Source organism: Actinoallomurus acanthiterrae, assembly GCF_054775715.1.
Genome location: NZ_BAAHCO010000001.1, coordinates 4,933,209 through 4,954,969, shown reverse-complemented (window position 1 = coordinate 4,954,969; position 21,761 = coordinate 4,933,209). Strand labels below are relative to the sequence as shown.

Annotated in this window: 24 protein-coding genes and 1 pseudogene; 17 read left to right on the top strand and 8 right to left on the bottom strand. The window is 68.3% G+C overall.

Features of this window, described 5'->3' with window-relative positions:
- Window positions 1-46 precede the first annotated feature (46 nt).
- A pseudogene (locus ACYVF7_RS23865) lies at window positions 47-349 on the bottom strand (acyltransferase domain-containing protein); the annotation flags it as partial.
- A gap of 317 nt (window positions 350-666) precedes the next feature.
- Between ACYVF7_RS23865 and ACYVF7_RS23860 the strand changes: the two are divergent.
- The 10 genes from ACYVF7_RS23860 (at window position 667) to ccrA (ending at window position 11,526) form a co-directional block, all read left to right on the top strand.
- Window positions 667-1,875: a cytochrome P450 gene (locus ACYVF7_RS23860; RefSeq protein ID WP_460344656.1), complete on the top strand. Its 1,209-nt coding sequence runs from the start codon at window positions 667-669 to the stop codon at window positions 1,873-1,875.
- Window positions 1,876-1,903: 28 nt separating this feature from the next.
- Window positions 1,904-2,863 (top strand): 3-oxoacyl-ACP synthase III family protein, encoded by a 960-nt coding sequence (locus ACYVF7_RS23855; protein ID WP_460344653.1) that lies wholly within the window; start codon window positions 1,904-1,906, stop codon window positions 2,861-2,863.
- A gap of 4 nt (window positions 2,864-2,867) precedes the next feature.
- On the top strand, window positions 2,868-4,235 hold the full coding sequence (locus tag ACYVF7_RS23850; protein ID WP_460344650.1) for a preATP grasp domain-containing protein: 1,368 nt from the start codon (window positions 2,868-2,870) through the stop codon (window positions 4,233-4,235).
- Between the two features lie 11 nt (window positions 4,236-4,246).
- Window positions 4,247-5,515: an alanine racemase gene (locus tag ACYVF7_RS23845; protein WP_460344647.1), complete on the top strand. Its 1,269-nt coding sequence runs from the start codon at window positions 4,247-4,249 to the stop codon at window positions 5,513-5,515.
- Window positions 5,516-5,605: 90 nt separating this feature from the next.
- Window positions 5,606-5,860 carry an acyl carrier protein gene (locus ACYVF7_RS23840; RefSeq protein WP_460344644.1) on the top strand — a complete coding sequence of 85 codons (255 nt, stop codon included), beginning with the start codon at window positions 5,606-5,608 and terminating at the stop codon, window positions 5,858-5,860.
- Entirely contained in the window at window positions 5,857-6,690 is an 834-nt protein-coding gene (locus ACYVF7_RS23835; protein WP_460344641.1) for a hypothetical protein, read from the top strand. The genes ACYVF7_RS23840 and ACYVF7_RS23835 overlap by 4 nt, the downstream gene beginning before the upstream one ends.
- A 7-nt stretch (window positions 6,691-6,697) precedes the next feature.
- A complete protein-coding gene (locus ACYVF7_RS23830) occupies window positions 6,698-7,591 on the top strand; it encodes a holo-ACP synthase (RefSeq protein WP_460344638.1) in 894 nt (297 codons plus the stop codon).
- Window positions 7,592-7,593: 2 nt separating this feature from the next.
- Window positions 7,594-8,853 (top strand): MFS transporter, encoded by a 1,260-nt coding sequence (locus ACYVF7_RS23825; RefSeq protein ID WP_460344635.1) that lies wholly within the window; start codon window positions 7,594-7,596, stop codon window positions 8,851-8,853.
- A gap of 41 nt (window positions 8,854-8,894) precedes the next feature.
- Window positions 8,895-10,163: an MFS transporter gene (locus tag ACYVF7_RS23820; RefSeq protein ID WP_460344632.1), complete on the top strand. Its 1,269-nt coding sequence runs from the start codon at window positions 8,895-8,897 to the stop codon at window positions 10,161-10,163.
- A gap of 1 nt (window position 10,164) precedes the next feature.
- Window positions 10,165-11,526: a crotonyl-CoA carboxylase/reductase gene (ccrA, locus tag ACYVF7_RS23815; RefSeq protein ID WP_460344629.1), complete on the top strand. Its 1,362-nt coding sequence runs from the start codon at window positions 10,165-10,167 to the stop codon at window positions 11,524-11,526.
- A 363-nt stretch (window positions 11,527-11,889) separates the two neighbouring features.
- Here ccrA and ACYVF7_RS23810 read toward each other — a convergent pair whose 3' ends face one another.
- The 4 genes from ACYVF7_RS23810 to ACYVF7_RS23795 are packed head-to-tail and all read right to left on the bottom strand — an operon-like array spanning window position 11,890 to window position 15,398.
- Window positions 11,890-12,906, bottom strand: a complete 1,017-nt coding sequence (locus ACYVF7_RS23810; protein ID WP_460344625.1) for a GDP-mannose 4,6-dehydratase — start codon at window positions 12,904-12,906, stop codon at window positions 11,890-11,892.
- A 28-nt stretch (window positions 12,907-12,934) separates the two neighbouring features.
- Window positions 12,935-14,194: a class I SAM-dependent methyltransferase gene (locus ACYVF7_RS23805; protein WP_460344622.1), complete on the bottom strand. Its 1,260-nt coding sequence runs from the start codon at window positions 14,192-14,194 to the stop codon at window positions 12,935-12,937.
- The gene (locus tag ACYVF7_RS23800; protein WP_460344619.1) at window positions 14,191-15,186 is read right to left on the bottom strand and encodes a GDP-mannose 4,6-dehydratase; all 996 of its coding nucleotides are present in this window, start codon (window positions 15,184-15,186) and stop codon (window positions 14,191-14,193) included. Before ACYVF7_RS23800 ends, ACYVF7_RS23805 begins: the two co-directional genes overlap by 4 nt.
- Entirely contained in the window at window positions 15,183-15,398 is a 216-nt protein-coding gene (locus ACYVF7_RS23795; protein ID WP_460344616.1) for a hypothetical protein, read from the bottom strand. Before ACYVF7_RS23795 ends, ACYVF7_RS23800 begins: the two co-directional genes overlap by 4 nt.
- A gap of 146 nt (window positions 15,399-15,544) precedes the next feature.
- Between ACYVF7_RS23795 and ACYVF7_RS23790 the strand changes: the two genes are divergently transcribed.
- The 5 genes from ACYVF7_RS23790 (at window position 15,545) to ACYVF7_RS23770 (ending at window position 18,670) form a co-directional block, all read left to right on the top strand.
- Entirely contained in the window at window positions 15,545-15,976 is a 432-nt protein-coding gene (locus tag ACYVF7_RS23790; protein ID WP_460344613.1) for a hypothetical protein, read from the top strand.
- Complete coding sequence (locus ACYVF7_RS23785; protein ID WP_460344610.1) at window positions 15,955-17,109, top strand: SMI1/KNR4 family protein; 1,155 nt, start codon at window positions 15,955-15,957, stop codon at window positions 17,107-17,109. The genes ACYVF7_RS23790 and ACYVF7_RS23785 overlap by 22 nt, the downstream gene beginning before the upstream one ends.
- Window positions 17,106-17,909 carry a hypothetical protein gene (locus ACYVF7_RS23780; protein ID WP_460344607.1) on the top strand — a complete coding sequence of 268 codons (804 nt, stop codon included), beginning with the start codon at window positions 17,106-17,108 and terminating at the stop codon, window positions 17,907-17,909. The genes ACYVF7_RS23785 and ACYVF7_RS23780 overlap by 4 nt, the downstream gene beginning before the upstream one ends.
- A 118-nt stretch (window positions 17,910-18,027) precedes the next feature.
- On the top strand, window positions 18,028-18,168 hold the full coding sequence (locus ACYVF7_RS23775) for a hypothetical protein (RefSeq protein WP_460344604.1): 141 nt from the start codon (window positions 18,028-18,030) through the stop codon (window positions 18,166-18,168).
- A gap of 289 nt (window positions 18,169-18,457) precedes the next feature.
- The gene (locus tag ACYVF7_RS23770) at window positions 18,458-18,670 is read left to right on the top strand and encodes a hypothetical protein (protein ID WP_460344601.1); all 213 of its coding nucleotides are present in this window, start codon (window positions 18,458-18,460) and stop codon (window positions 18,668-18,670) included.
- Here the strand turns inward: ACYVF7_RS23770 and ACYVF7_RS23765 are convergent.
- Window positions 18,645-19,190 carry a dihydrofolate reductase family protein gene (locus ACYVF7_RS23765; RefSeq protein WP_460344598.1) on the bottom strand — a complete coding sequence of 182 codons (546 nt, stop codon included), beginning with the start codon at window positions 19,188-19,190 and terminating at the stop codon, window positions 18,645-18,647. The two genes, ACYVF7_RS23770 and ACYVF7_RS23765, sit on opposite strands and share 26 nt — an antisense overlap.
- 163 nt (window positions 19,191-19,353) lie before the next feature.
- Window positions 19,354-20,391, bottom strand: coding sequence for a sigma-70 family RNA polymerase sigma factor (locus tag ACYVF7_RS23760; RefSeq protein ID WP_460344595.1), 1,038 nt, complete (start codon window positions 20,389-20,391; stop codon window positions 19,354-19,356).
- A 189-nt stretch (window positions 20,392-20,580) separates the two neighbouring features.
- On the opposite strand from ACYVF7_RS23760, the gene ACYVF7_RS23755 reads away from it, so the two are divergent.
- Window positions 20,581-20,880, top strand: a complete 300-nt coding sequence (locus ACYVF7_RS23755) for a hypothetical protein (RefSeq protein WP_460344592.1) — start codon at window positions 20,581-20,583, stop codon at window positions 20,878-20,880.
- A gap of 75 nt (window positions 20,881-20,955) precedes the next feature.
- Window positions 20,956-21,555, top strand: coding sequence for a dihydrofolate reductase family protein (locus ACYVF7_RS23750; protein WP_460344589.1), 600 nt, complete (start codon window positions 20,956-20,958; stop codon window positions 21,553-21,555).
- On the opposite strand, the gene ACYVF7_RS23745 is transcribed toward ACYVF7_RS23750, so the two are convergent.
- Window positions 21,552-21,692: a hypothetical protein gene (locus ACYVF7_RS23745; RefSeq protein WP_460344586.1), complete on the bottom strand. Its 141-nt coding sequence runs from the start codon at window positions 21,690-21,692 to the stop codon at window positions 21,552-21,554. The genes ACYVF7_RS23750 and ACYVF7_RS23745 overlap by 4 nt on opposite strands.
- Window positions 21,693-21,761 lie beyond the last annotated feature (69 nt).

Here is a 21,761-nt window from a genome sequence, read left to right as displayed (position 1 = left end):
CCAGGACCGACACCATCTCGCCGCGCCCGGCGAGCGTCGCCTGCTCACGGCTCCACAGGGCGGCCACGCGTGCCGCGTCGTCCAGCGACAGCGCCCCGGCGACCGCGGCCGCGGCGATCTCGCCGAGGCTGTGCCCGAGCACGCCCGCCGGCTCCACGCCGCCCGCCCGCCACAACTCGGCCAGCGCCACCATGACCGCGAGCAGCAGCGGCTGGACGACGTCCACCCGATTCAGCAGGCCGGGGTCCGCGCCAGGGCGGAGAACGTCGTCGAACGACCAGTCCACGAACGGTTCGAGCGCCTGACGGCAGTCGTCCATCCGGGCCCGGAAGACGGGTGATTCCTCCATCAGCCCGGTGGCCATACCGGGCCACTGTGAGCCCTGGCCGGGAAAGACGAAGACACCCTTCCTGCCGTCGTACGGCTGGGTTCCGTGCGCCATTGTGCGGAGCTCCTCGCCGAGCCGATCATTTCGGAACAAACTGATCGTCGAAGGCGTCAGCCGCGGCGGGCCACCCCAGCGAACCCCTACCGCCCCCCCACTTTCTGTCCGGGGCAACCCCTATGTGTGTCCCGCGACCGCCCCTACTGCCGCGCGCTTCTCTGTTCAGCGGCCGAACCGGGCGCTTACGGTCCCGAGCAGGCCCGATCTCCACCAGAACGGAAGTGGCGACATTGACCGAGGTCCTGCCGAGGACGTTGCCCACCAAACGGGACCGCCCTCTCGACCCGCCGCCGGAACTGCTGGCTCTGCAGCAGCGGGAGCCGGTCAGCCGCATGCAGTACGCCGATGGCCACGTCGGCTGGCTGGTGACCGGGTACGACGAGGCCCGTACGGTGCTGGCGGACCCGCGGTTCAGCGCGCGCCGCGAACTGCACCACCCGCCGCTCGACGGGCCCGTCCAGGAGTCCCGCGAACCGGCCGAGCCGGGCCTGTTCATCCGCATGGACCCACCGGAGCAGACCCGGTACCGCGCCCCGCTCGCCCGCCACTTCACCACCCGCAAGGTCCGGAACCTCGAACCGTGGATCGAGCGGGTCACCGGCGATCTGCTCGACGAGATGGCCGGCCTCGAACCCCCGGTGGACTTCTTCGAGCAGGTGGCGATGCCGCTGCCGTCGCTGGTCATCTGCGAGCTGCTCGGCATCCGGTACGACGACCGCGCGGAGTTCCAGCGCAACACGACCACGCTGCTCGACATGAACGCGACCATGGAGAACCGCGCCACCGCCGCCGTCGGGGTGGACGCATTCGTCCGGGCGCTCGTCCAGGACAAGCGCACCGCCCCCGCTGACGACCTGCTCAGCGCACTCGCCCAGGACAGCGACATGACCGACGAGGAGCTGCGCGGCGTCGCGTTCCTGCTGTTCGGCGCGGGCTACGAGACGACCGCGAACATGCTGGCGCTGGGCATGTACACGCTGCTGGTCCACCCGGCGGAGGCGGAGCGGCTGCGTGGCGACTCCGAGCTGGTCGCCCCGGCCGTGGAGGAGCTGCTGCGCTACCTGACCGTCATCCACATCGGTCCGTGCCGTACCGCCCTGGAAGACGTCGAGCTCGGCGGGCGGCTCATCCGCGCGGGCGAGACCCTCACGCTGTCGCTGGGCGCGGCCAACCGCGACCCCGGCGAGTACACCGACCCCCACCGGTTCGACCCCGGACGCGCGATGGAGGGGCACCTGGCGTTCGGGCACGGCCCGCACTTCTGCATCGGCCACCAGCTCGCCCGTACGGAGATGCGCATCGCGTTCCCGGAGGTCCTGCGCCGTTTCCCGACGCTGCGCCTGGCCGTCGAGCCCGAGGAGATCCCGATGCGCGAGCAGATGGCGTTCTACGGCGTCCACAAGCTCCCCGTCACCTGGAACCGAACCTGACCCCCTGCTCCGCCACACAACCGGAAAGATGCTGATGCTCACCGGCGCCACCACCCTCGAACGCATCGAGTCGTTCCTCCCCGAACCGACGGTGACCATTGCCGACCTGTCCGAGCAGCTGGGGCTCAAGCGTGCGAACGTGGAAGTCCTCACCCGGATCCAGGGCCTGCGCGAACTGCACTACGACCCCGAGTCGAGCCTGTTCGACCTCGTGCTTCCGGCCGCCTGCCGGACGGTCGTGGCGGCCGGCGCCCCGTCGTGCATCCGGTACGTGATCTACGTGCACGCCACGCAGGCGGTCACCCCGCCGGACCTGGACGCCGCCCAGGTGATCAAGCGCGAGCTGGGCCTCGACCACGCCCAGGCGTTCTCGCTCACGCACCAGAACTGCGCCGGCGCGATCTCCGCCGTGGACGTCGCCGGGCACCTGCTGCGGGCCGACGGCGACCCGGACGCCCGGGCGCTCGTGGTCACCGGCGAGAAGCCATTCACCCCGGAGATCCACCTGATCCGCGACACCACCGTGTTCGGCGAGGCGGGCGGCGCGTGCCTGGTCGGCGTGGGCGGGCCGGGCGACGAGGTGCTCTCGTACGCGGCTCGCACGCTCGGCCGCTACTCCGGCGCCCTGCGGATGGACTACGCGCTCGCCCCCGAGATGGGCGAGCAGTACACGCCCGGCCTCGTGGGGGTCATCCACGACGCGCTCGAGGGCGCCGGGCTGAAGCTGTCCGACATCGAGCTGGTGATCCCGCACAACGTCAACGCGCAGTCCTGGCGGGAGGTCGCCAAGGCGCTGGGGATCGACCGCAGCCGGGTGTTCATGAACAACATCCCGAAGACCAGCCACTGTTTCACCTCTGACCTCTTCGTCAACTACGCGACACTCGCCGAGGAAGGACGGCTGGTACCGGGAGGCCACTACTGCATGGCAGCGGTCGGGATCGGGACGACGTTCACGGCGCTCGTCTTCACCCACCGTGGACGGTGACCGCGTGACCGGCACCGGCAGCACCGGCGATCTGAAGCAGGCACTCACCGGACGGCGGGACGCTACGTTCGTCTGGGTGTGCAACCTGGAGGCGGAGAACCAGTGGGCCGTCGGGCACACCGGAATGCCCGCCGTGCGGCTGTCGGCCACCGACGGAATCGTCCGCCGTATGGAGGAACTCGGCACGCTGCTCGCCGACCCAGGCGACGTGCTGCTGCTCGGCCGGCCGCTGGACGAGGACTACCGGCGGTACGCCGAGGACATCGGATTCGCGATCGCGTCCCGGCTGGTCGCCACCGACGCCCCGGACAGATCCACCAGTGAGGCCGTCATGGCGTCGCCGTCCGTCCTGGCCCGGCTGAAGGAGCTGGCCGCGGACGACGCGTACCTGATGCCGATGGGCTGCACCGTCCGCGAGCAGCGGATCGCCGACGCCACCGGGCTCACCCTGGCCGCACCGCCCGCGGACGTGTGCGAGCGCGTCAACAGCAAGGCCTACAGCCGGCGGCTCGTGGAGCGCCTGGGACTGCGCGCGATCCCCGGGTTCTGCTGCGCGGACGCCGGCGAGCTCCGCGACGCCCTGGACACGGTGGTGTCCCGCTACGGTCAGGCGATCATCAAGGACTCCTACGGTGTGTCCGGCAAGGGCCTGGTCGTCGTGGACGGCCCGCGCAAGGCCGAGCGGGTCATGCGGATGGTCGACGCCCGGACCCGGCGCACCGGCGACCCCGACCTGGACGTCGTGGTGGAGCGGCTGCTGGACAAACGGTTCGACCTGAACTACCAGTTCACCGTCGACCGCGGCGGCACCGTACGGCTCGACTTCATCAAGCAGGCGCTGGTCCGCGGCGGCGTGCACGGCGGCCACCTCATGCCCGCCACGCTGACCGCCGGTCAGCGCGCGGAGATCGCCGACGCCGCCGACCGCATCGGCGCGGCGCTGCACGCCGACGGATTCTTCGGCGTCGTCGGCGTGGACGCGCTGCTCGCCGACGACGGGCTGGTCTACCCGGTGGTGGAGATCAACGCGCGGCTCAACATGTCCACGTTCCAGCAGCGGGTGACCGAGCGGTTCCACGGCCCCGGCGGGTGCGCGCTCGCGCGGCACTACACGCTGCGCGCCACGCGACCGCTGCCGTTCGCCGAGGTCCGGGACGCGCTCGGCGAACCCGTCACCGCGCCTGAGGTGGACGACGGTGCCGTCATCACCTGCTTCGGCACCCTCAACGCGCAAGCCACCGACGACGGCACGGAGTTCGAGGGTCGCCTGTACACGGTGCTGTTCGCCGCCGACCGGGACGCGCTGCACCGGCTGGACCTGGACCTGACCGAGAAGCTGGGCCGTCTCGACGGCGTGGCGAGCGCATCGTGAGGAATGATGTCGTGACGACTGGTGAGTTCACCGTCCAGGGGATCCCGATCTCCCAGATCGCCGCCGAGTTCGGGACCCCGCTGTACGTGTACGACGGCGACGTGCTCGAGCACACCTACCGGGAACTGCGCGACGCCCTGCACCCGGCGGTGGACGTGCTGCTGTCGCTGAAGGCGAACCCGAACGTGAGCGTCTGCGGCCTGCTCGCCCGGCTCGGCGCCGGTGCCGAGGTGTCCTCACTGGTCGAGCTGCGCACCGCGCAGCGGGCCGGGGTCGCCGGCTCGGACACGATCTTCCTCGGCCCCGGCAAGACCATCGAGGAGCTGGCGGCCTGCGCCGACGCCGGGCTGCACGCCGTGGTGGTGGAGAACCTCGACGAGCTGAAGGCGCTGGATCGGCTGGCCGCCGCCCGCGGCGGCGACCCGCTGCCGGTCATCCTGCGGGTCAACCCCGACTTCGCCAGCAAGGGCTCCGGCCTGTCGATGGGCGGAAAACCACGGCAGTTCGGGATGGACGCCGATGTGCTCCGCACGCACGCCGAGTCCCTTCGCAAACTGGACCACCTGCGGATCTGCGGGTTCCACGCGTACATGGGCACCCGGTTCCTCGCCCACGCCGACATCGTCCACAACACGCGGGAGATCCTGGCCACCGCCGAGGCGCTCGCCGACGAGCTGGAGATCCCGCTGGAAACGGTCGACTTCGGCGGCGGGTTCGGCGTCGCCTACTTCGACAACGAGGACGACCTGGACGTCGCCGCCACCGTGGCCGGGATCAACACGGAGGTGGACCGGTTCACCGGCCGGCACCCCGAATGCCGGCTGATCCTCGAACTGGGCCGCTATCTCACCGCCGCCGCCGGCACCTACGTCGTACGGACCCTGTACACGAAAGAGTCGATGGGCCGCGCCTTCGTGGTCGTCGACGGCGGCACCAACCATCACATGGCGGCGGTCGGGATCGGGAGCTTCGTCAAACGCGACTTCCCGATCCGCACCCTCGGGCCGGCGGGCGAGCCGACCCAGGTCTACACCGTGGCCGGCCCCCTGTGCACACCGAACGACGTGATCGGCAAGAAGGTGCGGCTCCCACCGGTCGAACCGGGGGATCTGCTCGGCGTGGAGCGGTCCGGCGCGTACGGACCGTCGGCCTCGCCCGGGCTGTTCCTCAGCCACGGGTTCCCCGCCGAGGTGCTGGTGCACCAGGGCACTCCGCACCTGGTACGCGAGCGCGACGGGGTGGAGGACCTGCTCGCCAAACAGCGGCTCATCGCGTTCTGACGCGCGGACGAGAACACCGACGGGCAGGAGGGTGCGGCGCGCCCCGCGACCGCACCCGGACACACGGGAGCACGGAGAAGGAGCGAGGCCATGGACCGGCCGGAAGTGGTCAGTGCGATCGAAGAGGCGCTCGCCGAGGTTCTGGAGCGGGAAGTACCGCCACTGACCGAGGAGATGCGGTTCTTCGAGGACCTGCACCTGGACTCTACGTCGATCATGGAGCTGCTGATCTCCCTGGAGGACGGCATCGGCTTCGTGGTGGATCCGGAGACGCTGGACATGGACGACTTCAAGTCCGTCGGATCGTTCACCACGTTCCTGCTCGCCGCACGGGAGCAGTCGTGACGTTCCTGGAGTCGGCGACCGCCGTGATCGCCCCCAAGCCTCGTCCGTACCAGGACGACCCCAAGTCGCTGCGGTTCTTCGGCGACCTGCTCGAACCATTCGACCAGCGGCTCGATGAGGAGCGGCTGCGCGCAGGCACCCAGATCAGCCACCGGGACCTGCTGGACGCGCTGCTGCCGGCCGGCGCCGCGCTGGACCCGGCGGACCTCGTGATCGTCGCGCACGGGCTGCCCGACCTGCTGCCGTTCGCCGCCAACGCCTCGCACCTGAACCTGCGGTTCGGCGAGCAGGCGCACAGCTTCGCGATCTCCGGGCAGGGACTCGCCGCGCCATTCACGGCACTGCGGATCATCGCCGCGTATCAGGCGGCCGGCAAGGCCGACCGGGCGGCGGTCGCCGTGCTGGAACAGACCACGCTGCCCACCCCGCATCCCCTCGTGGACGCCGGCGGCGGCCTGGTGGACTCGGGGGTCCTGCTGGTCTTCGCGCGCTCCGGAGACCTCATCGTCGAACGGGTGCGGACGCTGCCTTCCGGCGCGGCCGTCCTCGACGACCTGCGCACGTTCACCGAATCCGACCCGCACGGCACGCTCGTGGTCTGCGGCCCGTCCGGCCCCGGCGGTGCCGAGGACCCCGGCCTGCCCCCGGGCACGACCGTGCAACGCGCCGCGCCCGGCGCCTACAGCACCAGCGTGTGGCTGGAGCTCGCCCGGGCCTGGCGGCAGTGGAGCGGCACGTACCGCCGCGTGGTGCTCACCGACGTCGACCCCCGCACCGGCGACGGGCACGTCGCCGTACTGCGCTGCGGGGGAAACCCGGTACGGGAGTGACGCCGGCATGTCGCTGGGTGTCGACGTGCTGACCGTTGGTGAGCTGGACCGGCTGCTCGCCCGTGACTGGTTCCGGCGCTACGCCTACACCGACGCCGAGTTGGCCGAGGCCGCCTCCTTCGGGTCGAGCCGCCGCCGGGAGTTCCTCGCCGGACGGTTCGCCGCGAAGGAGGCGATCGGCAAGGCGCTCGGCACGGGCTGGAGCGGCGGCATCCGGCCGTGCCACATCGGGGTGCCGCGCGCCGCGGACGGCTCGCCGACGGTAGAACTGACCGGCCCGGCCGCCCGGCGCGCGCACGAGCGCGGCCTGGAGTCGGTGCGTGTGTCCATCACGCACAAGCGGGACCTGGTCGTCGCGGTCGCGCTGGCGAACGCGGGCGGCCCGGTGCGGGCCACCTCGGCCATCGGAGGTTGCGGAGATGAGGCGGTCATGTCGGATGACGAGACGGCTGAAGTGACCGAGCCGGCGGAGACTGCCGAGCCCGGCGAACTGACGGTCATGCTCCGGGCGCGGATGGGCGGCGCGGACGGCCACTACGGCGGTGGCCTGGTGGACGGCGCGCGAATCCTGCGGCTGTTCGGCGACCTCGCCACGGAGATCACCATCCGCCTGGACGGCGACGAGGGACTGCTGTCGGAGTACACCGGCGTACGGTTCACCTCCCCCGTGCAGGTCGGCGACTACGTCGAGGCGGAGGCGCGGCTGGTGCGCCGGGGCCCGCTGCGCCGCACCATCGAGTTCACCGCTCGCAAGGTCATCGCCGCGCGCCCCGACCTCGGCCCCAGCCGAGCCGAACCGCTCGACCCGCCGGTCGTCGTGTGCCGCGCGCGCGGCATAGCGATACGGCCCCATCCGTACGTGGGCGCGCTCCGCGGCGCCGGCGGGAACGGGGCGGTCTAGCCATGGTGGACACCACCAAACCCTCCGTACAGGCCGAGGAGCCCACCCGGGTCGGCGCGGGGTTCATCGTGCTGTACGCGGGCGCGTACTTCGGCACGTACGTGTCGCTGACGACGCCCATCGTCGTGACGCTGGCCGTGAAGGTGCAGGCCGTCGACCCCGCCGGCAAGGCGTCCGGCCTGTCGCTGCTGTTCGGCGTCGGCTCGCTGGTGGCGCTCGTGGCCAATCCGCTGTTCGGCGCGCTCAGCGACCGCACCCGCTCACGGTTCGGCATGCGGCGGCCGTGGATGATCGGCGGCCTGGTGGGCGGAATCGCCGGACTGCTGATCACCGCCGTCGCGCCGACGGTACCGCTGATGCTGGTCGGCTGGTGCCTGACGCAGGCGGCGTGGAACGCGGTACTGGCCGCGCTCGTCGCGGTACTGCCCGACCAGGTACCGCCGACGCAGCGTGGCACGGTCGCGGGCGCGCTCGGTATCTGCGCGCCGCTCGCGACGTTCGCCGGCTCGTTCATCGTGCAGGCGGTGCCGAGGTCGGCACCGGTCATGTTCCTCGCGCCCGCCGTCGTGGGCATCGTGTCGATCCTCGGGCTGGCCCTGCGCCTGCGCGACCGCCGGCTGGGCGGCACCGCGCCGCCGCCGTACGGGACGCGCGAGTTCTTCCGCAGCTTCTGGGTCAACCCGGTGCGGCACCGCGACTTCGGCTGGGCCTGGCTGAGCCGGTTCATGATCCTCACCGGCACGGCGACGTTCGTCTCCTACCGCGGCTTCTACCTCACCGATCATCTCGGTGTCCACCGCGACCAGGTGCCCCGGCTCATCTTCGTCGGGCTGCTGGTGGAGTCCGCCGCGACGGTGGTGGGCAGCCAGTTGTCCGGGCTGCTGTCCGACCGTGTCGCGCGGCGCAAGGTGTTCGTCTTCGCCGCCGGGCTGACCTACGGTGCCGGCCTGGTCCTGGTGGCGCTCGCCTCGTCTTTCTCGCACTTCCTGCTAGGCGTGGCCGTGATGGGCCTGGCGTTGGGCGGCTACATGGCGATCGACCTGGCGCTCGCCGCCGACGTACTGCCGAGTCGCCGCACGGCCGGGCGCGACCTGGGCGTGTTCAACATCGCCAACTCGGCGCCGCAGTCGCTGGCGCCCGCGCTGGCGTCCGCCGTCCTCCTTCTCGGCGGCCCCGACGAGTACGCCGTCCTGTTCCTCATCGCGGCCGGGTTCGCGGTCGCGGGAGCGGTCACGGTGTGGCCGATCCGCAGCGTTCGGTGACCCGCTCCGATCCGATTCCCGAACTCACAGAAAGGATCTCGATGTCATCGCCCACCTCCGCGGCCGCCGCCCGCCCGCGGCTGCCGCTGTGGCTGCTGTGCCTGGCGCTCTCGGCGTTCGTCACCGGCACCGACAACTACGTGATCGCCGGTGTCCTACGGGACATCTCCGGCTCGATGCACCAGCCGGAGGCGGTGATCGGTCAGCTCATCACGGCGTTCTCGATCACGTACGCGGTGGGCGCCCTGCTGATGGCGGTGTGGACGTCGCGACTCCCCCGCCGCGCGGTGCTGCTGCTTGCGCTGGCCGTGTTCGTGGCCACCAACGTCGGCGGCGCGCTGGCACCCAATTTCCCCGTCCTGATGGTGTTCCGTGTACTGGCCGCGATCGCGGCGGCGACCCTGACCCCGGCCGCGTTCACCGTGACCGTGACGCTCGCCCCCCGGGAACGCATCGGCCGTTACCTGGGCCTGGTCATGCTCGGGCAGGCCCTCGCCCTGGTGATCGGCGTGCCGATCGGGGTGTGGCTCGGTGCGCTTTTCAACTGGCGGGCGACCCTGCTGTTCGTGGCGGCGCTCGCCGCCCTCGTGACCCTCGGCCTGATGTTCCTGCTGCCGAAGTTGGAGCGCACGCCGCCGCTGACGCTGCGGCAACGGCTGTCCCCGCTCAGCCGTACCCCGGTCGTGGTCGGCCTGCTCGCCCTCGTGATCGGCGCGACCGGCAACTTCATGACCATCTCCTACATCGCCCCGATCACCGACAAGCTCAGCTCCACCGGTTCCGGTGGCCTGTCCGGGCTGCTGTCGGTGATGGGCATCGCGACCGCGGTCGGCGCGATCGTCGGCGGGCGGGTCGCCGACGCGATCGGTCCCGGCCGAACCATCGTCGCCGCGCTGTCTCTGCAGGTTGTGGCGACCGTCCTGCTCGGGATCAGCGGCTGGACGGCCGCCGGGCGGGTGCCGGTGGTGCTGGTCGGTGTCCTGCTGGTCGGCTGGGGCATCTTCGGCGGCGCGCTCGGTCCGCCGTTGCAGACCCGGCTGTTGAAGCTCGCCGGGCCGGCGGGCAACGAGGTCGTCGCACTCAACAGCAGCAGCATGTTCATTGGAACGTCGCTGTCCGGCCTGGTCGGCGGCATCGTGCTGGCCGGTCACGGCGCGGTGGCCGTCCTGTGGGCCGCGGCCGCGGTGACGGCGGTCTCCGCGCTCATGCTGGCGGTCTCGGTCTGGGCCACCCCGGACGAGCCGGTGGCACGGAAGAGCCAGGCCTCATCTGACACACAAGCAGAACACACCGCGACCGGAGGGGAATGAAATGCGGGATATCCTCGCGGCGGTAGACGCCGAGGACCTGTCGGCACGGGACTGGGCGGCGCTGCCGGTGCCCGAGTCCTATCGCGCGCTCACCATCCACGCCGACGAGGTGAACGTCTTCGAGGGCGTTCCCGCCGAGGAACGCGATCCGCACACGTCGCTGCACGTCGAACCGGTGGCAACCCCGCAGCTCGGGCCCGGTGAGGCGCTGGTCGCCGTGATGGCCAGCTCCGTCAACTACAACACCGTGTGGTCGTCGATCTTCGCGCCGGTACCCACGTTCGAGTTCCTCAAGCGGTACGGGCGGCGCTCGCCCGCGGCCGCCCGGCACGACCTGCCCTACCACGTGCTGGGCTCGGACATGTCCGGCGTGGTGCTGCGGACCGGTCCCGGCGTCCGGCGCTGGCAGCCCGGCGACCGGGTGGTCGCGCACTGCCTGTCGGTAGAGCTGGAGGATCCGGCCGGGCATGAGGACTCGATGATGGATCCCGAGCAACGAATCTGGGGGTATGAGACCAACTTCGGCGGGCTGGCCGAGCTGGCGCTGGTGAACGCCAACCAGCTCATGCCCAAGCCGGCCCATCTGACCTGGGAGGAGGCCGCGGCTCCGGGGCTGGTCAATTCGACCGCGTACCGGCAGCTCGTATCGCGCAACGGCGCGGACATGAAGCAGGGTGACGTCGTGCTCATCTGGGGCGGCGCCGGCGGGCTGGGCTCACACGCGGCGCAGTTCGCGCTCAACGGCGGCGCGACGCCGGTTTGCGTGGTCTCCTCGCCCGGCAAGGCCGACCTGTGCCGGGCGCTCGGCGCGGACCTGGTCATCGACCGGCGCCAAGAAGGCTACGACTTCTGGATCGACGAGCACACCCCGAACCGCAAGGAGTGGCGTCGCCTGGGCGCCCAGATCCGCGAGCTCACCGGCGGCGCCGACCCCGACATCGTGTTCGAGCATCCGGGCCGGGACACGTTCGCGGCGAGCGTCTACGTCGCACGGCGTGGCGGAACGGTGGTGACGTGCGCGTCGACCACCGGTTACGACCACTATTTCGACAACCGCTACCTGTGGATGAACCTGAAACGGATCATCGGCACGCACTTCGCCAACTACCGGGAGGCATGGCGCGCCAACGAGCTGATCCGGGCGGGGCGGGTGCACCCCACCCTGTCGATGACCTATCCGCTGGACGAGGCGGCGGAGGGGGTGCGCGCGGTGCAGCGCAACGCCCATGTCGGCAAGATCGGCATCCGCTGCCTCAGCCCGGAGCCAGGCCTGGGCGTGACCGACCACGCCCTGCGCGACCGGCTCGGCCCCGAGCTGACGCTGTTCCGCCAGGAGACCGTGGCCGGGCCGAAGGACGGCTGACGGGCCGGGCCCCGGCCCGTCAGCCGTCCTTCGGCCCGTACCGGCGGCAGGTCACCCGTGATCTGGGCAGCCGAATCTGGCCCCTGACCTGGGCGGGCCTGGAAGCGGCCGGGTGGAGGGCGTTTCTCTGGGTGGTGGTGTCCGTGCTGGCCCGCGCGGTGTGGACTGGCGGTCGATGACTTGCTCGGGATGCGGGAACCGGGGCGACTTCCAGCCCACCGGCACCATCCGGGTCGAGCGAGGCGTCCGGATCCTGGCCGCCGACGTGCTGTGCCTGCTCGGCCTACCGCGGACCGGCGATCAGTCCGACAGCCGGCAGCACGCGCGACCACTCACGGAACCACAGCAAATGAACGGACCCGCCTACAAGCGCTGCCCCTGCCGGAAGTCCGTTCTCCTCCAGGCGTGTCGGGATGTCCCGAGGACCGACTCCCAGTGCTCGATCATCTCGTCGAGCAACGCCTCGAAGGTGTACTCGGGCTCCCATCCGAACGTCTTCCGGAAGAGGGACGAATCGCCTCGCAGATACGTGAGCTCTTCTGGGCGCATGTACCTGGCGTCCTGGACGACATATTCTCGGTAGTCCATCCCCAGCCGGCCGAAGACGTACTCACAGAGCTCTCGGATCGAGTGTGTCTGCCCAGTGGCGATCACATAATCACCCGGCAGGTCATGATTGAGGATCATATGCATCCCGCGCACATAGTCCTTTGAGTGACCCCAATCTCGGTACGAATCCAGATTGCCGAGGACCAACTGCTGCGCGAGCTTGTACTTGATCTGAACGGCAGACTTCACCACCTTATTCGTCACGAAGTTCGACCCTCGTCTAGGGCTCTCGTGATTGAATAGGATGCCGTTGACCGCGAAGAGATCGAAGCTGTTTCGATAGTTGCGAACCATGTTGTAGCCAAAGACCTTGGAGCACCCATACGGACTCACCGGGTTCATGGGAGTCGTTTCGCGTTGAAACCCATCCGAGTCCACCGAGTTTCCAAACATCTCCGATGAGCTCGCCTGGTAGAAGCGGGCCTCGGGCGCGAGCCTTCGATAGACCTCCAGCAAATTCAGCAGGCCCACGGCATTTGCCTGAACCGTGAACTGCGGGATGTCGAAGCTGATCCGGACATGACTCTGGGACGCGAGATTGTAGATCTCGTCTGGCGACGCCAGCCGCATGCACCGCTCGAGCGATGAGACGTCGAGCAGGTCCCCGTACTCGATATGAAGCTCGCCGAGCGAGCCAATTCTGGAGCTTTGATTCTCCGGAACCGAGTTACGCCGAACGATACCCCAGACTTCATAGCCCTTGGACAGCAAATATTCCGACAGATAGCTGCCATCCTGCCCGGCGATGCCGGTAATCAGAGCCCTCTTCATGTTGATCCTCTCAGGCCCATGCGGTCTTCTATTCGATAGAAGGCACGTCACCAGGAACAATGAACTTACCTTTGTACCCTCTTTCTCTCAGCTTCCGAATGACGATATCCTTCAGGTTCGACGTCAGGATCAGCGCGAATTCCGGCTGCCGCTCCAGGAGCTCCTGGTCAGCAACCACAGGAATCAGCGAACCAGGAGCGAGCTTCCCCAACTTCAGCTCGGAGATTTCTGTGATGAAGTCGAGTATGTCCGGTCGAATGCCACAGTAGTTGATGATGGTATTTCCCTTGGCAGACGCCCCGATACCGGCGATCCTCGCTCCCTTGGCTTTGAGACTGTACAAGAGAGACATGAGCCGCTGCTTCGACTGAATCAGTCGAAGCGCCCAGGTCTCATAGGTCACGGCCGAATAGAGGCCGGCGGCCGTTTCCTGCTCGAGCATCCTCGCGACGTTCGCAGAGGCCGGATAGGCGCCATTACGGGCGGCATAGACCAGAATAGACCCGCCCTGCATCTCATTCTCTTCAACATCGAAGATCTCGAGTCCATAACGAGCAAATAGCACCATCAGCGGCCTCAAGGAATAGAATCGGAGGTGCTCATGGTGAATTAGGTCGTACTGCATCTTGGCGATGACGTTCTGAAGATGGTGAGACTCGCTTACAAAGACACCGTCCTTGGCGAGCAGCGCCAGCACGCCGCCCATGAAGGCATCCAGCTCCTTGATGTGGGCGAACGCGTTCATAGTGGTGACTATCTTGGCCGGCTGATGCGTCGCCAAGATTTGCCGGGCTGTGTCCTCGGTGAAGAAATCTACGATTGTCGGCAGACCCTTTGCGATGGCTCTCTCCGCCGCCGACGAGGGGTCTACGCCCAGGATCTTAACCGCGTTCCCGTACTGCTCGAGCAGGGTGCCGTCGTTGCTCGCGAGATCCACCGCGAGATCGTTCGGGCCGAGCTGGAAGCGCTCGATGAACGACTTGACCAGCCCCTCGAAATGCGGCTTCGAAGCCGGGTTGGACTCCGTGGTGTAGACAAAGTCCCTGAAGAGAAGACTTGGATCGACGGTGTAGCCGATCTGTGCGAGCCAGCACTGGCTGCAAACGTACAGGTCCAGCGGGTAGACCGTGAATGACTCAGTCGCCTGGCGTGGTGTAAGAAACACGTCTGGCAGCGCATGATGCCCGAGCGAGCTGACGTGTACGAGCGCCTTGCTAGAGCAGATCTGACAGTTCATCTCGTTGAGCCCTTTCACCCCGCGCAGCTCCTTCTCGCCCGTACTCGTCATGTCGTGGACAGCAGTCGCAGGTCGCTCTCCACCATCAGCGCCACCAGGTCCTCGAAGGACATCGACGGCCGCCAGCCCAGCTTGAGCTCTGCCTTCTTGTAGTCGGCACACAGCAAAACCACGTCGGCTGGTCGCACGAGTTCGGGGTCGACGCGCACGTGGTCGCGCCATTTCAGCCCGGCGCACGAGAACGCAAGCTCCACCAACTGCTGAACGCTGTGCATGCGCCCGGTGCCGACCACATAGTCGTCCGCCACGTCCTGGCTCAACATCAGGTGCATCGCACGTATGTAGTCACCAGCGAAACCCCAGTCCACCTGTGCGTCCAGGTCGCCCAGCCGAAGCTCGGTAGCCTGGCCGAGCTTGATCCGCGCCACGCCCAGGGACACCTTGCGGGTCACGAACTCTCGACCCCGCCGCGGTGATTCGTGATTGAACAAAATGCTGGACGAGGCATGCATACCGTACGACTCGCGATAGCTCTGCGTAATGTAATGGCCGTACGCCTTCGCGGCGCCGTACGGACTACGCGGGTGAAATTGCGTGAGCTCGTTCTGCGGCGTCTCCCGCACCTTGCCGTACATCGCCGACGAAGACGCCTGGCAGAAGCGAATCTGCCGCCCAGTGGTCGATTGCGAGCCGCGCGCGCCGGAGACGACCCGAATCGCTTCGAGGATCCGCAACACGCCGACACCCGTCACCTCGGCGGTGATCTCCGCTTGCCGCCAGGACAGCGGCACGTACGAGATCGCGCCCAGGTTGTACACCTCGTCCGGCTCGCACTGCTCGATCGCCCGTATCAGGCTGTCCCGATCAAGGAGGTCACCGCGGACCAGGTGGACCTCGTCACCCAGGTGGGGAGCGAGTGGCATCCGCGGCTCGATCTGCCCGCGAACCAGTCCCCACACCTCGTAGCCTTCGGCGAGCAGATGCTCGGCAAGGTACGAGCCATCCTGGCCACGGATGCCAGTGATCAACGCCCGCCTGGTCATGTCGTCTCATCAATGGGCGAGGAGCCCTTCGGGACCGGATAGTCAGGTATCAGGTACTGCGGGAGGATGTCGAGAAACAGCTCCTTACACGACACCTCCGAGGCGTTCCCGTACGGCAGTCGGTGGGCGACTCCGAGGATCTCCTCGTCGTTCAGGTTCGCAGCCTCAATGAGCTGCCAGACGAGGTTCGCGTTCTCGTTGCCCAACGTCATTCCCGCACCGATTTCTTAGTCCGCTCAACGCCATTCATATCGCGCCGGAACGACCGTCGGAACCCCTAAAGGAGCCGCAAACTTAGGGGTTGTCGCCGGTGAATGTCCACTCGTATCGCGCAACGGCGCGGACATGAAGCAGGGTGATGTCATGCTCATCTGGAGCGGCGCCGGCACTCGACAAGCGGCCCGACGAGTGGATGGTGGAGGAGTACATCGCCGCGCCGTCGTTTCACATCGACGGTATGACCGGGCACGGACACGTCCTGCACTGCCGGCCCAGCGCCTACACCACCGGCAACGCCCGGGCCCTGCGGGAAGGCCAATACCTGGTCAGCAGCATGCTCGCCCCGAACGACCCCCGCACCGATGCCCTCATCGCCTTCACCGCCGACGTACACGCTGCACTGCCCGCACCCACACACCACATCGGCTTGGCCGCCTACCGCCAGTTCCGACGACCGTTGGTTGCCAGAACCGTGACCGCTCACCACCACCGCCAGGTGGCCGCCCATACTCGCTGGAAATGTCGTACGCGGTCGGCAGGATGCCCGCCATGGAATGGAGACCGTGGCTGACGCGCTGGAGCGAGGAATGGGTGCGGAGCGCCGACACCGAACCCGACCCCGAGGTGACGCGCACCCGCTGGCTCGGCTTCGATCCCGCCACCGAGGACGCCGTCGCCGCGGCCGAGGAGCGGATCGGCATGCGGCTGCCCCCGTCCTACCGCGAGTTCCTCCTGACGACGGACGGCTGGCGCGACGCCGGGATCTTCGTCTGGCGGATGCGCGACACGTCCGACATCGGCTGGCTCCGCGACATCGAGCCCTTCTGGGCGGACAGCTGGGCGGAGCTCTGCGACGATGATCCGCAGGAGGGCACCTGTCTCTCCCGCGGCCTGCTGATCTCCCGGGACGCGGACGCCGGGATCCTGTTCCTCGATCCCGGCGACGCCGGTGAGGATGGCGAATGGGCCGCCTACAGCCTGTTCTCCTGGCAGGCCGCACCACCGGAGCGGTTCGGGTCCTTCTACGCGCTGATGGAGGACCTCTACGCCGAGTTCCACCGGATGCGCAAACCGGAGGGCGAGGTCCGGGACGCGTGGGACGCCACGGTCGAACAGGCGCGCCGTGACACCCTCGCGGGCCGCGTCGACGGCGTCGAGGAGACCCTGGCCAAGGCGGAGGAGTTCGGCAGCGACCGCGCCACCGCGCTCCGCGCCCAGCTCCAGCTCTTCCTCGACCATCCCGCCGGGCAGTCGCTCGGCCGGCTGGTGTCTCCCCATTTCATGCTCGACGGCTTTCTGACCGATCCGCTGTTCACCGAGGAGTTCCTGCCCCTGCTGTTCGCCCAGCACGCCCAGAACACCTTCCCCAACACCAATTCGGTCCTCCACTCAGCGATGATCGCCGACCGTCCGGACTTCCACCTGCTCATCGGCGAGTACCAGGCCCGCCTCCGAAGCGGTGAGCCCCACATGACGTACGGCAATCCCGAGTTCGACGCCCTCGTCAGGGCCGCGGTGGACGAGCACGGCGATGACCCCGACGCCCTCTGGCGGGACGTCGAGGCCGCGTTCGCTCACTGGCGGCCGCGAAGCGCCGACCACATCGCGCCCGTCGCCCTGCTCGCCGACCCCGCCGTCGCGGCCGCCCTCACCCCCGAGCGCCGCCGGGCTCTCCTCTCCCGCCCGCGAGGTGACCACCGATGATGCCCTTCCCGAACCGGGACGACGTGGCGATGGAGCAGATCCTCCGCGCCTGCGGCCACGACCACGACATCCCCGACGAGAACCGCCTGGAAGTGACCGCCACGGACACCGATGAGGACGGACGGACCGTCAACATCAACCGCACCGCGTGCCGGAGATGCGGAATGATCCAGGTCAGCCGCTGGCGGCCCCCGGAGCCGGGCACCCGCGGTTTCCTCGTGATGTCCACCTTCGAGCGACCAGAACCGGGCGACGTCCCCGGCCTCGCCGAACGCGCCCTCCAGGTGACCGACTCGGAACTCACGGCCTTCATCGCCGCGCGCGGGTTCCCCGGCGGCGTCCCCGCTGACTTCGCCCCCGACCGGCGCACCACCGCGTACGTCGAGCACCTCGACCTCACGCTCCGGATCCGGGCCGGCCAGTTCGCCCTGCTCGACCGCACCCGCTCGGTGGGCGACATCCTCCCCGTCCCCGCCTACGCCGAGTCCGCCGACCTCATCGACGCCGTTCCGGGCTCGGCGCTGTTCTGGCCGCCCATCCACGACGGCGAGCTAGCCCTGTCCGTGACGATCTCCCCGACACCCCCAGAACCCGACCGGTCCTACGACCGGATCGTGGAGCTGAGCTGCCGGTTCGGCACGGGCCACGCCGTCCTGCACGAACTCGCCGGACGGAGGCTGCCCCTGCCGCCGCTCCCCGCGGGCCACGGCGACTACCGCCTGCGGTTCCACACGAAGCCGTCCGGGTGCCTCCTCCAGATCTGGAACCAGCCCCGCACGAAACCGAACATCTTGCGCTGACCCGCCCCGCCGTCACGCCGCAGCCGTCCGGCCGGATCAGCCCGAGTCCGGACGACGCCGCCGCACCAGGGGGTACACCTCGTCGACCAAGGTGATCTGGCCGGGGTTGTTCGCGCTGATGGATACTGCGGGAGCAACCCCCACCGACGCGGGCGCGTTGGCCTCGCAGAGAGTCGGCCATCTGCTCACAGGGCGGATGCGCGGGGACCTGGACGGGCCGCTGGAGCCGGTCGCGGAGCTGCGCAGGATGACCAGCTGAACTGGCTGACCACCCCAGCCGTGCAGGCCACCGCACCCGCGGTGCTGACCGCGGTGAAGAAGCCGGCCTTCACGCCGCCGTTGAAGTCAAAGGCGTCCTTGCCCCCGGCCGTTGGCTGAGAGCGATCACGGCGGAGCGTTTGAAGGCCGCTGCCGTGACTGCCATCCGTACCGCCTGCTCGACGAAGCCAGGCCCGCCATGAGGAGAGCCATGCAGCTGATGCTCGATCTGCCGACCGGCAAGGGCGGGCCGATGCCGGTGTTCCCGGCGGGCGACGAACCAGCGAAGCATGTCTTTCAAGGAACTTCCGCTGACGGGAGCCGCCCAGCGCCTGGTGGAGGAGTTCGGCCGCTACCAGCTAGAAAGCCGACCCGACTACACCAAGAACATCCGGACCCTCACCTACCTGGTGTACTGGCTCGGCGCCGAGACGGTCTTCTTCGAAGGTGACGTGATCGCGGCTTGCCGGTCGGTTATCACTGCACCTCGTAGGTCAGCTTGACAACCTGTGAGAAAGCCTTCACAGCTGCGAGTTTCAATGCGGCGTCCTGCCCGGCGCGGAAGTAGTGCTGCTGTCCTTTGCCTACCAACAAGGGATAGATAGTGAGGTCGATCACGTCGATTAGCCGTTCGCGGAGCAATGCTTCCCCGAACCGGCCGTGGCCGAGAATGAGCAGGTTTCTTCCGTCCTGCTGCTTGAGTTGTGCCACTTCGGCGACGGCGTCGCCTCGGATGATGGTGGGGTCGCCCCAGTCAGCCTTGTCCAGCGTGGAACTGAACACGTACTTCGGGATTTCGTTGAGCCGGTCGGCCCACATCGGCTTGTGAGTACCGCCGCCGCCATACAGGTTGGCGAAGGCTTCATAGCTGCTGCGGCCCAACAACAGGGCGTCGCACGACTCGAGTAGACCGAGGCCATCCCGCAGGTAGGCTTCATCCTGGTAGTTGCCGACCCCCATGGCCACGGGGTCTTCGGTGACGCCATCCGCCGAGGCCAGAACGTACTCGATTACCTTCCGCATAACCTCGTTCCTTCCTTGATCGAACCGGGTAGCCGATTGCGGGGTGGATCGCGGCCGCGCCGGGGTTCGGTGCCCGGCGCTGCCGGAGCAAGGCTGGCTGTCTATCCGATCAATCGATACCCCAGTGAACAGACGCCACGGCGTGGCGCCCCGCAGAAGTCCGTCAGTCTGTTTGGGGAAGGGCTCGGGGCAGTCCGAAGCGCGTCATGAGGTTGGTGTTGCTGAAGCCGGTGATGGCGGTGATGGTGTCGCCGGCGGTGGTGATGACCAGGAGGGTGTAGGCGCGATAGACGCCGGCGTGGGGGTCGGCCAGGTACACGCCGAAGGCGGGCTGTCCGTTGGCGCGGGTGGGTACCACGCGGTAGGTGCGGCCGGGGCGGAAGACGACGGCGGAGAAGAGGCGTTGAGCTGAGTCGAGACCGCGGTATTCCAGCATGACCGGGGGCATGGAGAGTCTCACGTCGGTGACGAGCAGTTCGATCAGTGCGTCCAGGTCGGCGCGTTCCAGGGCGTCGGTGAACCTGGCGACGAGCCGGTGTTCGGCCGCGGTGTCGGGTTGGCGCGCAGGCCTGCCACTGCCGGTGCTGCCGTCGTCGGCGAGGTGGTTGTCGACGGTGGCGCGGGCGCGTTTGAGGGCACTTTGCACCGATTCCTGGGTGGCATCGAGCATCTGGGCGACTTCGGCGGCGTGGTAGCCCAGGACGTCGCGGAGGACGAGCGCGGCGCGCTGGCGCGGGGGCAGCAGTTGCAGGGCGGTGATGAAGGCCAGGGAGATGGCCTCGGTCGTCTCGTAGCGGGCCTCCGGTCCAGGGCGCTGGTCGACGAGGTGGTCGAGCAGGACGTCGGGGTAGGGCTCCAACCAGGCAGGGTCGCCGGCACCGGTGGGCTCGGGCAGGGTGGCCTCGGGCAGCGGGGGCGCGATGCGGGGGCGTCGGCTGTCGGCGCGCAACATGTCCAGGCACCGATTGGTCGCGATCTTGTAGAGCCACGTCCGCAGCGAGGACCGCTGGCCGAACTCGCCGAGGTTACGCCAGGCGGACACGAGGGTCTCCTGGAGCGCGTCCTCGGCGTCCTGCAGGGATCCCAGGATGCGGTAGCAGTGCACCTGCAACTCGTGGGAGTGGCCCTGGACCAGGTCGCGGAACGCGTCGTGGTCGCCGGCTCGAGCCCGAGCGATCAGATCCGTGGTGTCCATCTCCATCGGCACGCATCCTCGCACTTCTACTTTCCGCAGCGCCGCGTTCGGCTTGCATACCGATACTGACGCCGTCGAGCCCGCGAATTGGGCGGTGTCTCCGCGCCCAAATTCATGGCCGCGCCGGCGTCTACCTGATTGGAGGCGGTCCCAGTCCCGGGGCGCGGCCCCGGACACAGAACAGGACCACAGATCATGGCCAACTACGTCTTCTCCTACCGCGTGCCCTCCGGCTACAGGCCCAACGCCGGGACACCGGCCGACTGGCAAGCCTGGTTCGGCGGGCTCGGCGCGGCCCTGGTGGACATCGGCCACGCGGTGACCGATTACGCCTCGCTCGGCGAGGTCGGCGGCAGCGGCTCCCGAATGATCGGCCACTCGGTGGTGTCCGCAGCGGACATGGACTCCGCGCTCGCGCTGGCCAAGGACTGCCCGGTGCTGCGGGTCGGCGGCGGGGTCGAAGTCGGCCCCGCGATGGAAACCGCCGCCTCGTGAGCGACGCCATGACCGCATCGACGGCGCACCGTCGAGACCAGTAATGACCGACAACATTGTCAAAGGAGTACGGAAATGGGAAAGATCGTCATCACCTCGAATGTCACACTCGATGGCGTGGTGCAGGACCCGGACGGCGAGGAGGGCTTCGAGCGGGGCGGCTGGTTCCACCAGTACGTGGGGGCCAACGACCTCGAAGACTGGGTCGCCCGCGAGACGCAGGAAGCGCTGGGTGCCGAGGCGCTACTGCTGGGCGGGCGGACCAGTGAGTGGTTCGCGGACCGGATGATTGCGCGCAATGAAGCGGAAGGCCGCGTGAGCCCCGAATGGGCGAACAGAGTGAGAAGCCTCCCCAAGTACATCGTGTCGTCGACTCTCGAGGATCCTCAGTGGAGCAACGCCACGGTCCTGGGCGGCGATATGGTGAAAGAGGTCTCGGAGCTGAAGCGGAAAGTGGACGGGGAAATCCTGGTCTACGGCAGCTATCAACTCGTTCGCACACTGATAGAACACAACTTGGCTGATGAACTACGGCTGGTAGCTTTCCCGATCGTGCTGGGAGCCGGGCTGCGTATCTTCGACGAGACCAGCGACAAGAAGCCGATGCACCTGGTCAACACACGAAAGATCGGTGACGGCCTGGTGTTCTACACCTACGAATTCGTGCAAGGCTAACGGCTGTAGACGGCGACGAAGTCGCGTTCGTCGGTGTTGAAGTAGCGTCCCCCGTTTTGGCGGAATCCGCGGAGAAGCTTGGTGGCGGGCGGGTTGATGGGATCGCGGAGCCATCGTAGGTCAAGAACGAGACCCACTCGGTGTTGATGTCGAGCCCATCGCCCGCACCGTTCCCGCACGGTGCAGCCGCCGACATCAACGCTGAG

Excerpts from the sequence above, each read along its gene's own strand:
- ACYVF7_RS23780 (WP_460344607.1), top strand. The coding sequence starts at position 17,106 with ATGATGCCCTTCCCGAACCGGGACGACGTGGCGATGGAGCAGATCCTC.
- ACYVF7_RS23790 (WP_460344613.1), top strand. The coding sequence starts at position 15,545 with ATGTCATGCTCATCTGGAGCGGCGCCGGCACTCGACAAGCGGCCCGAC.
- ACYVF7_RS23775 (WP_460344604.1), top strand. The coding sequence starts at position 18,028 with ATGGATACTGCGGGAGCAACCCCCACCGACGCGGGCGCGTTGGCCTCG.
- ACYVF7_RS23820 (WP_460344632.1), top strand. The coding sequence starts at position 8,895 with ATGTCATCGCCCACCTCCGCGGCCGCCGCCCGCCCGCGGCTGCCGCTG.
- ACYVF7_RS23750 (WP_460344589.1), top strand. The coding sequence starts at position 20,956 with ATGGGAAAGATCGTCATCACCTCGAATGTCACACTCGATGGCGTGGTG.
- ACYVF7_RS23805 (WP_460344622.1), bottom strand. The coding sequence starts at position 14,194 with ATGACGAGTACGGGCGAGAAGGAGCTGCGCGGGGTGAAAGGGCTCAAC.
- ACYVF7_RS23810 (WP_460344625.1), bottom strand. The coding sequence starts at position 12,906 with ATGAAGAGGGCTCTGATTACCGGCATCGCCGGGCAGGATGGCAGCTAT.
- ACYVF7_RS23840 (WP_460344644.1), top strand. The coding sequence starts at position 5,606 with ATGGACCGGCCGGAAGTGGTCAGTGCGATCGAAGAGGCGCTCGCCGAG.
- ACYVF7_RS23760 (WP_460344595.1), bottom strand. The coding sequence starts at position 20,391 with ATGGAGATGGACACCACGGATCTGATCGCTCGGGCTCGAGCCGGCGAC.
- ACYVF7_RS23800 (WP_460344619.1), bottom strand. The coding sequence starts at position 15,186 with ATGACCAGGCGGGCGTTGATCACTGGCATCCGTGGCCAGGATGGCTCG.
- ACYVF7_RS23795 (WP_460344616.1), bottom strand. The coding sequence starts at position 15,398 with ATGACGTTGGGCAACGAGAACGCGAACCTCGTCTGGCAGCTCATTGAG.
- ACYVF7_RS23855 (WP_460344653.1), top strand. The coding sequence starts at position 1,904 with ATGCTGATGCTCACCGGCGCCACCACCCTCGAACGCATCGAGTCGTTC.
- ccrA (WP_460344629.1), top strand. The coding sequence starts at position 10,165 with ATGCGGGATATCCTCGCGGCGGTAGACGCCGAGGACCTGTCGGCACGG.
- ACYVF7_RS23765 (WP_460344598.1), bottom strand. The coding sequence starts at position 19,190 with ATGCGGAAGGTAATCGAGTACGTTCTGGCCTCGGCGGATGGCGTCACC.
- ACYVF7_RS23825 (WP_460344635.1), top strand. The coding sequence starts at position 7,594 with ATGGTGGACACCACCAAACCCTCCGTACAGGCCGAGGAGCCCACCCGG.
- ACYVF7_RS23830 (WP_460344638.1), top strand. The coding sequence starts at position 6,698 with ATGTCGCTGGGTGTCGACGTGCTGACCGTTGGTGAGCTGGACCGGCTG.
- ACYVF7_RS23770 (WP_460344601.1), top strand. The coding sequence starts at position 18,458 with ATGTCTTTCAAGGAACTTCCGCTGACGGGAGCCGCCCAGCGCCTGGTG.
- ACYVF7_RS23785 (WP_460344610.1), top strand. The coding sequence starts at position 15,955 with ATGGAATGGAGACCGTGGCTGACGCGCTGGAGCGAGGAATGGGTGCGG.
- ACYVF7_RS23755 (WP_460344592.1), top strand. The coding sequence starts at position 20,581 with ATGGCCAACTACGTCTTCTCCTACCGCGTGCCCTCCGGCTACAGGCCC.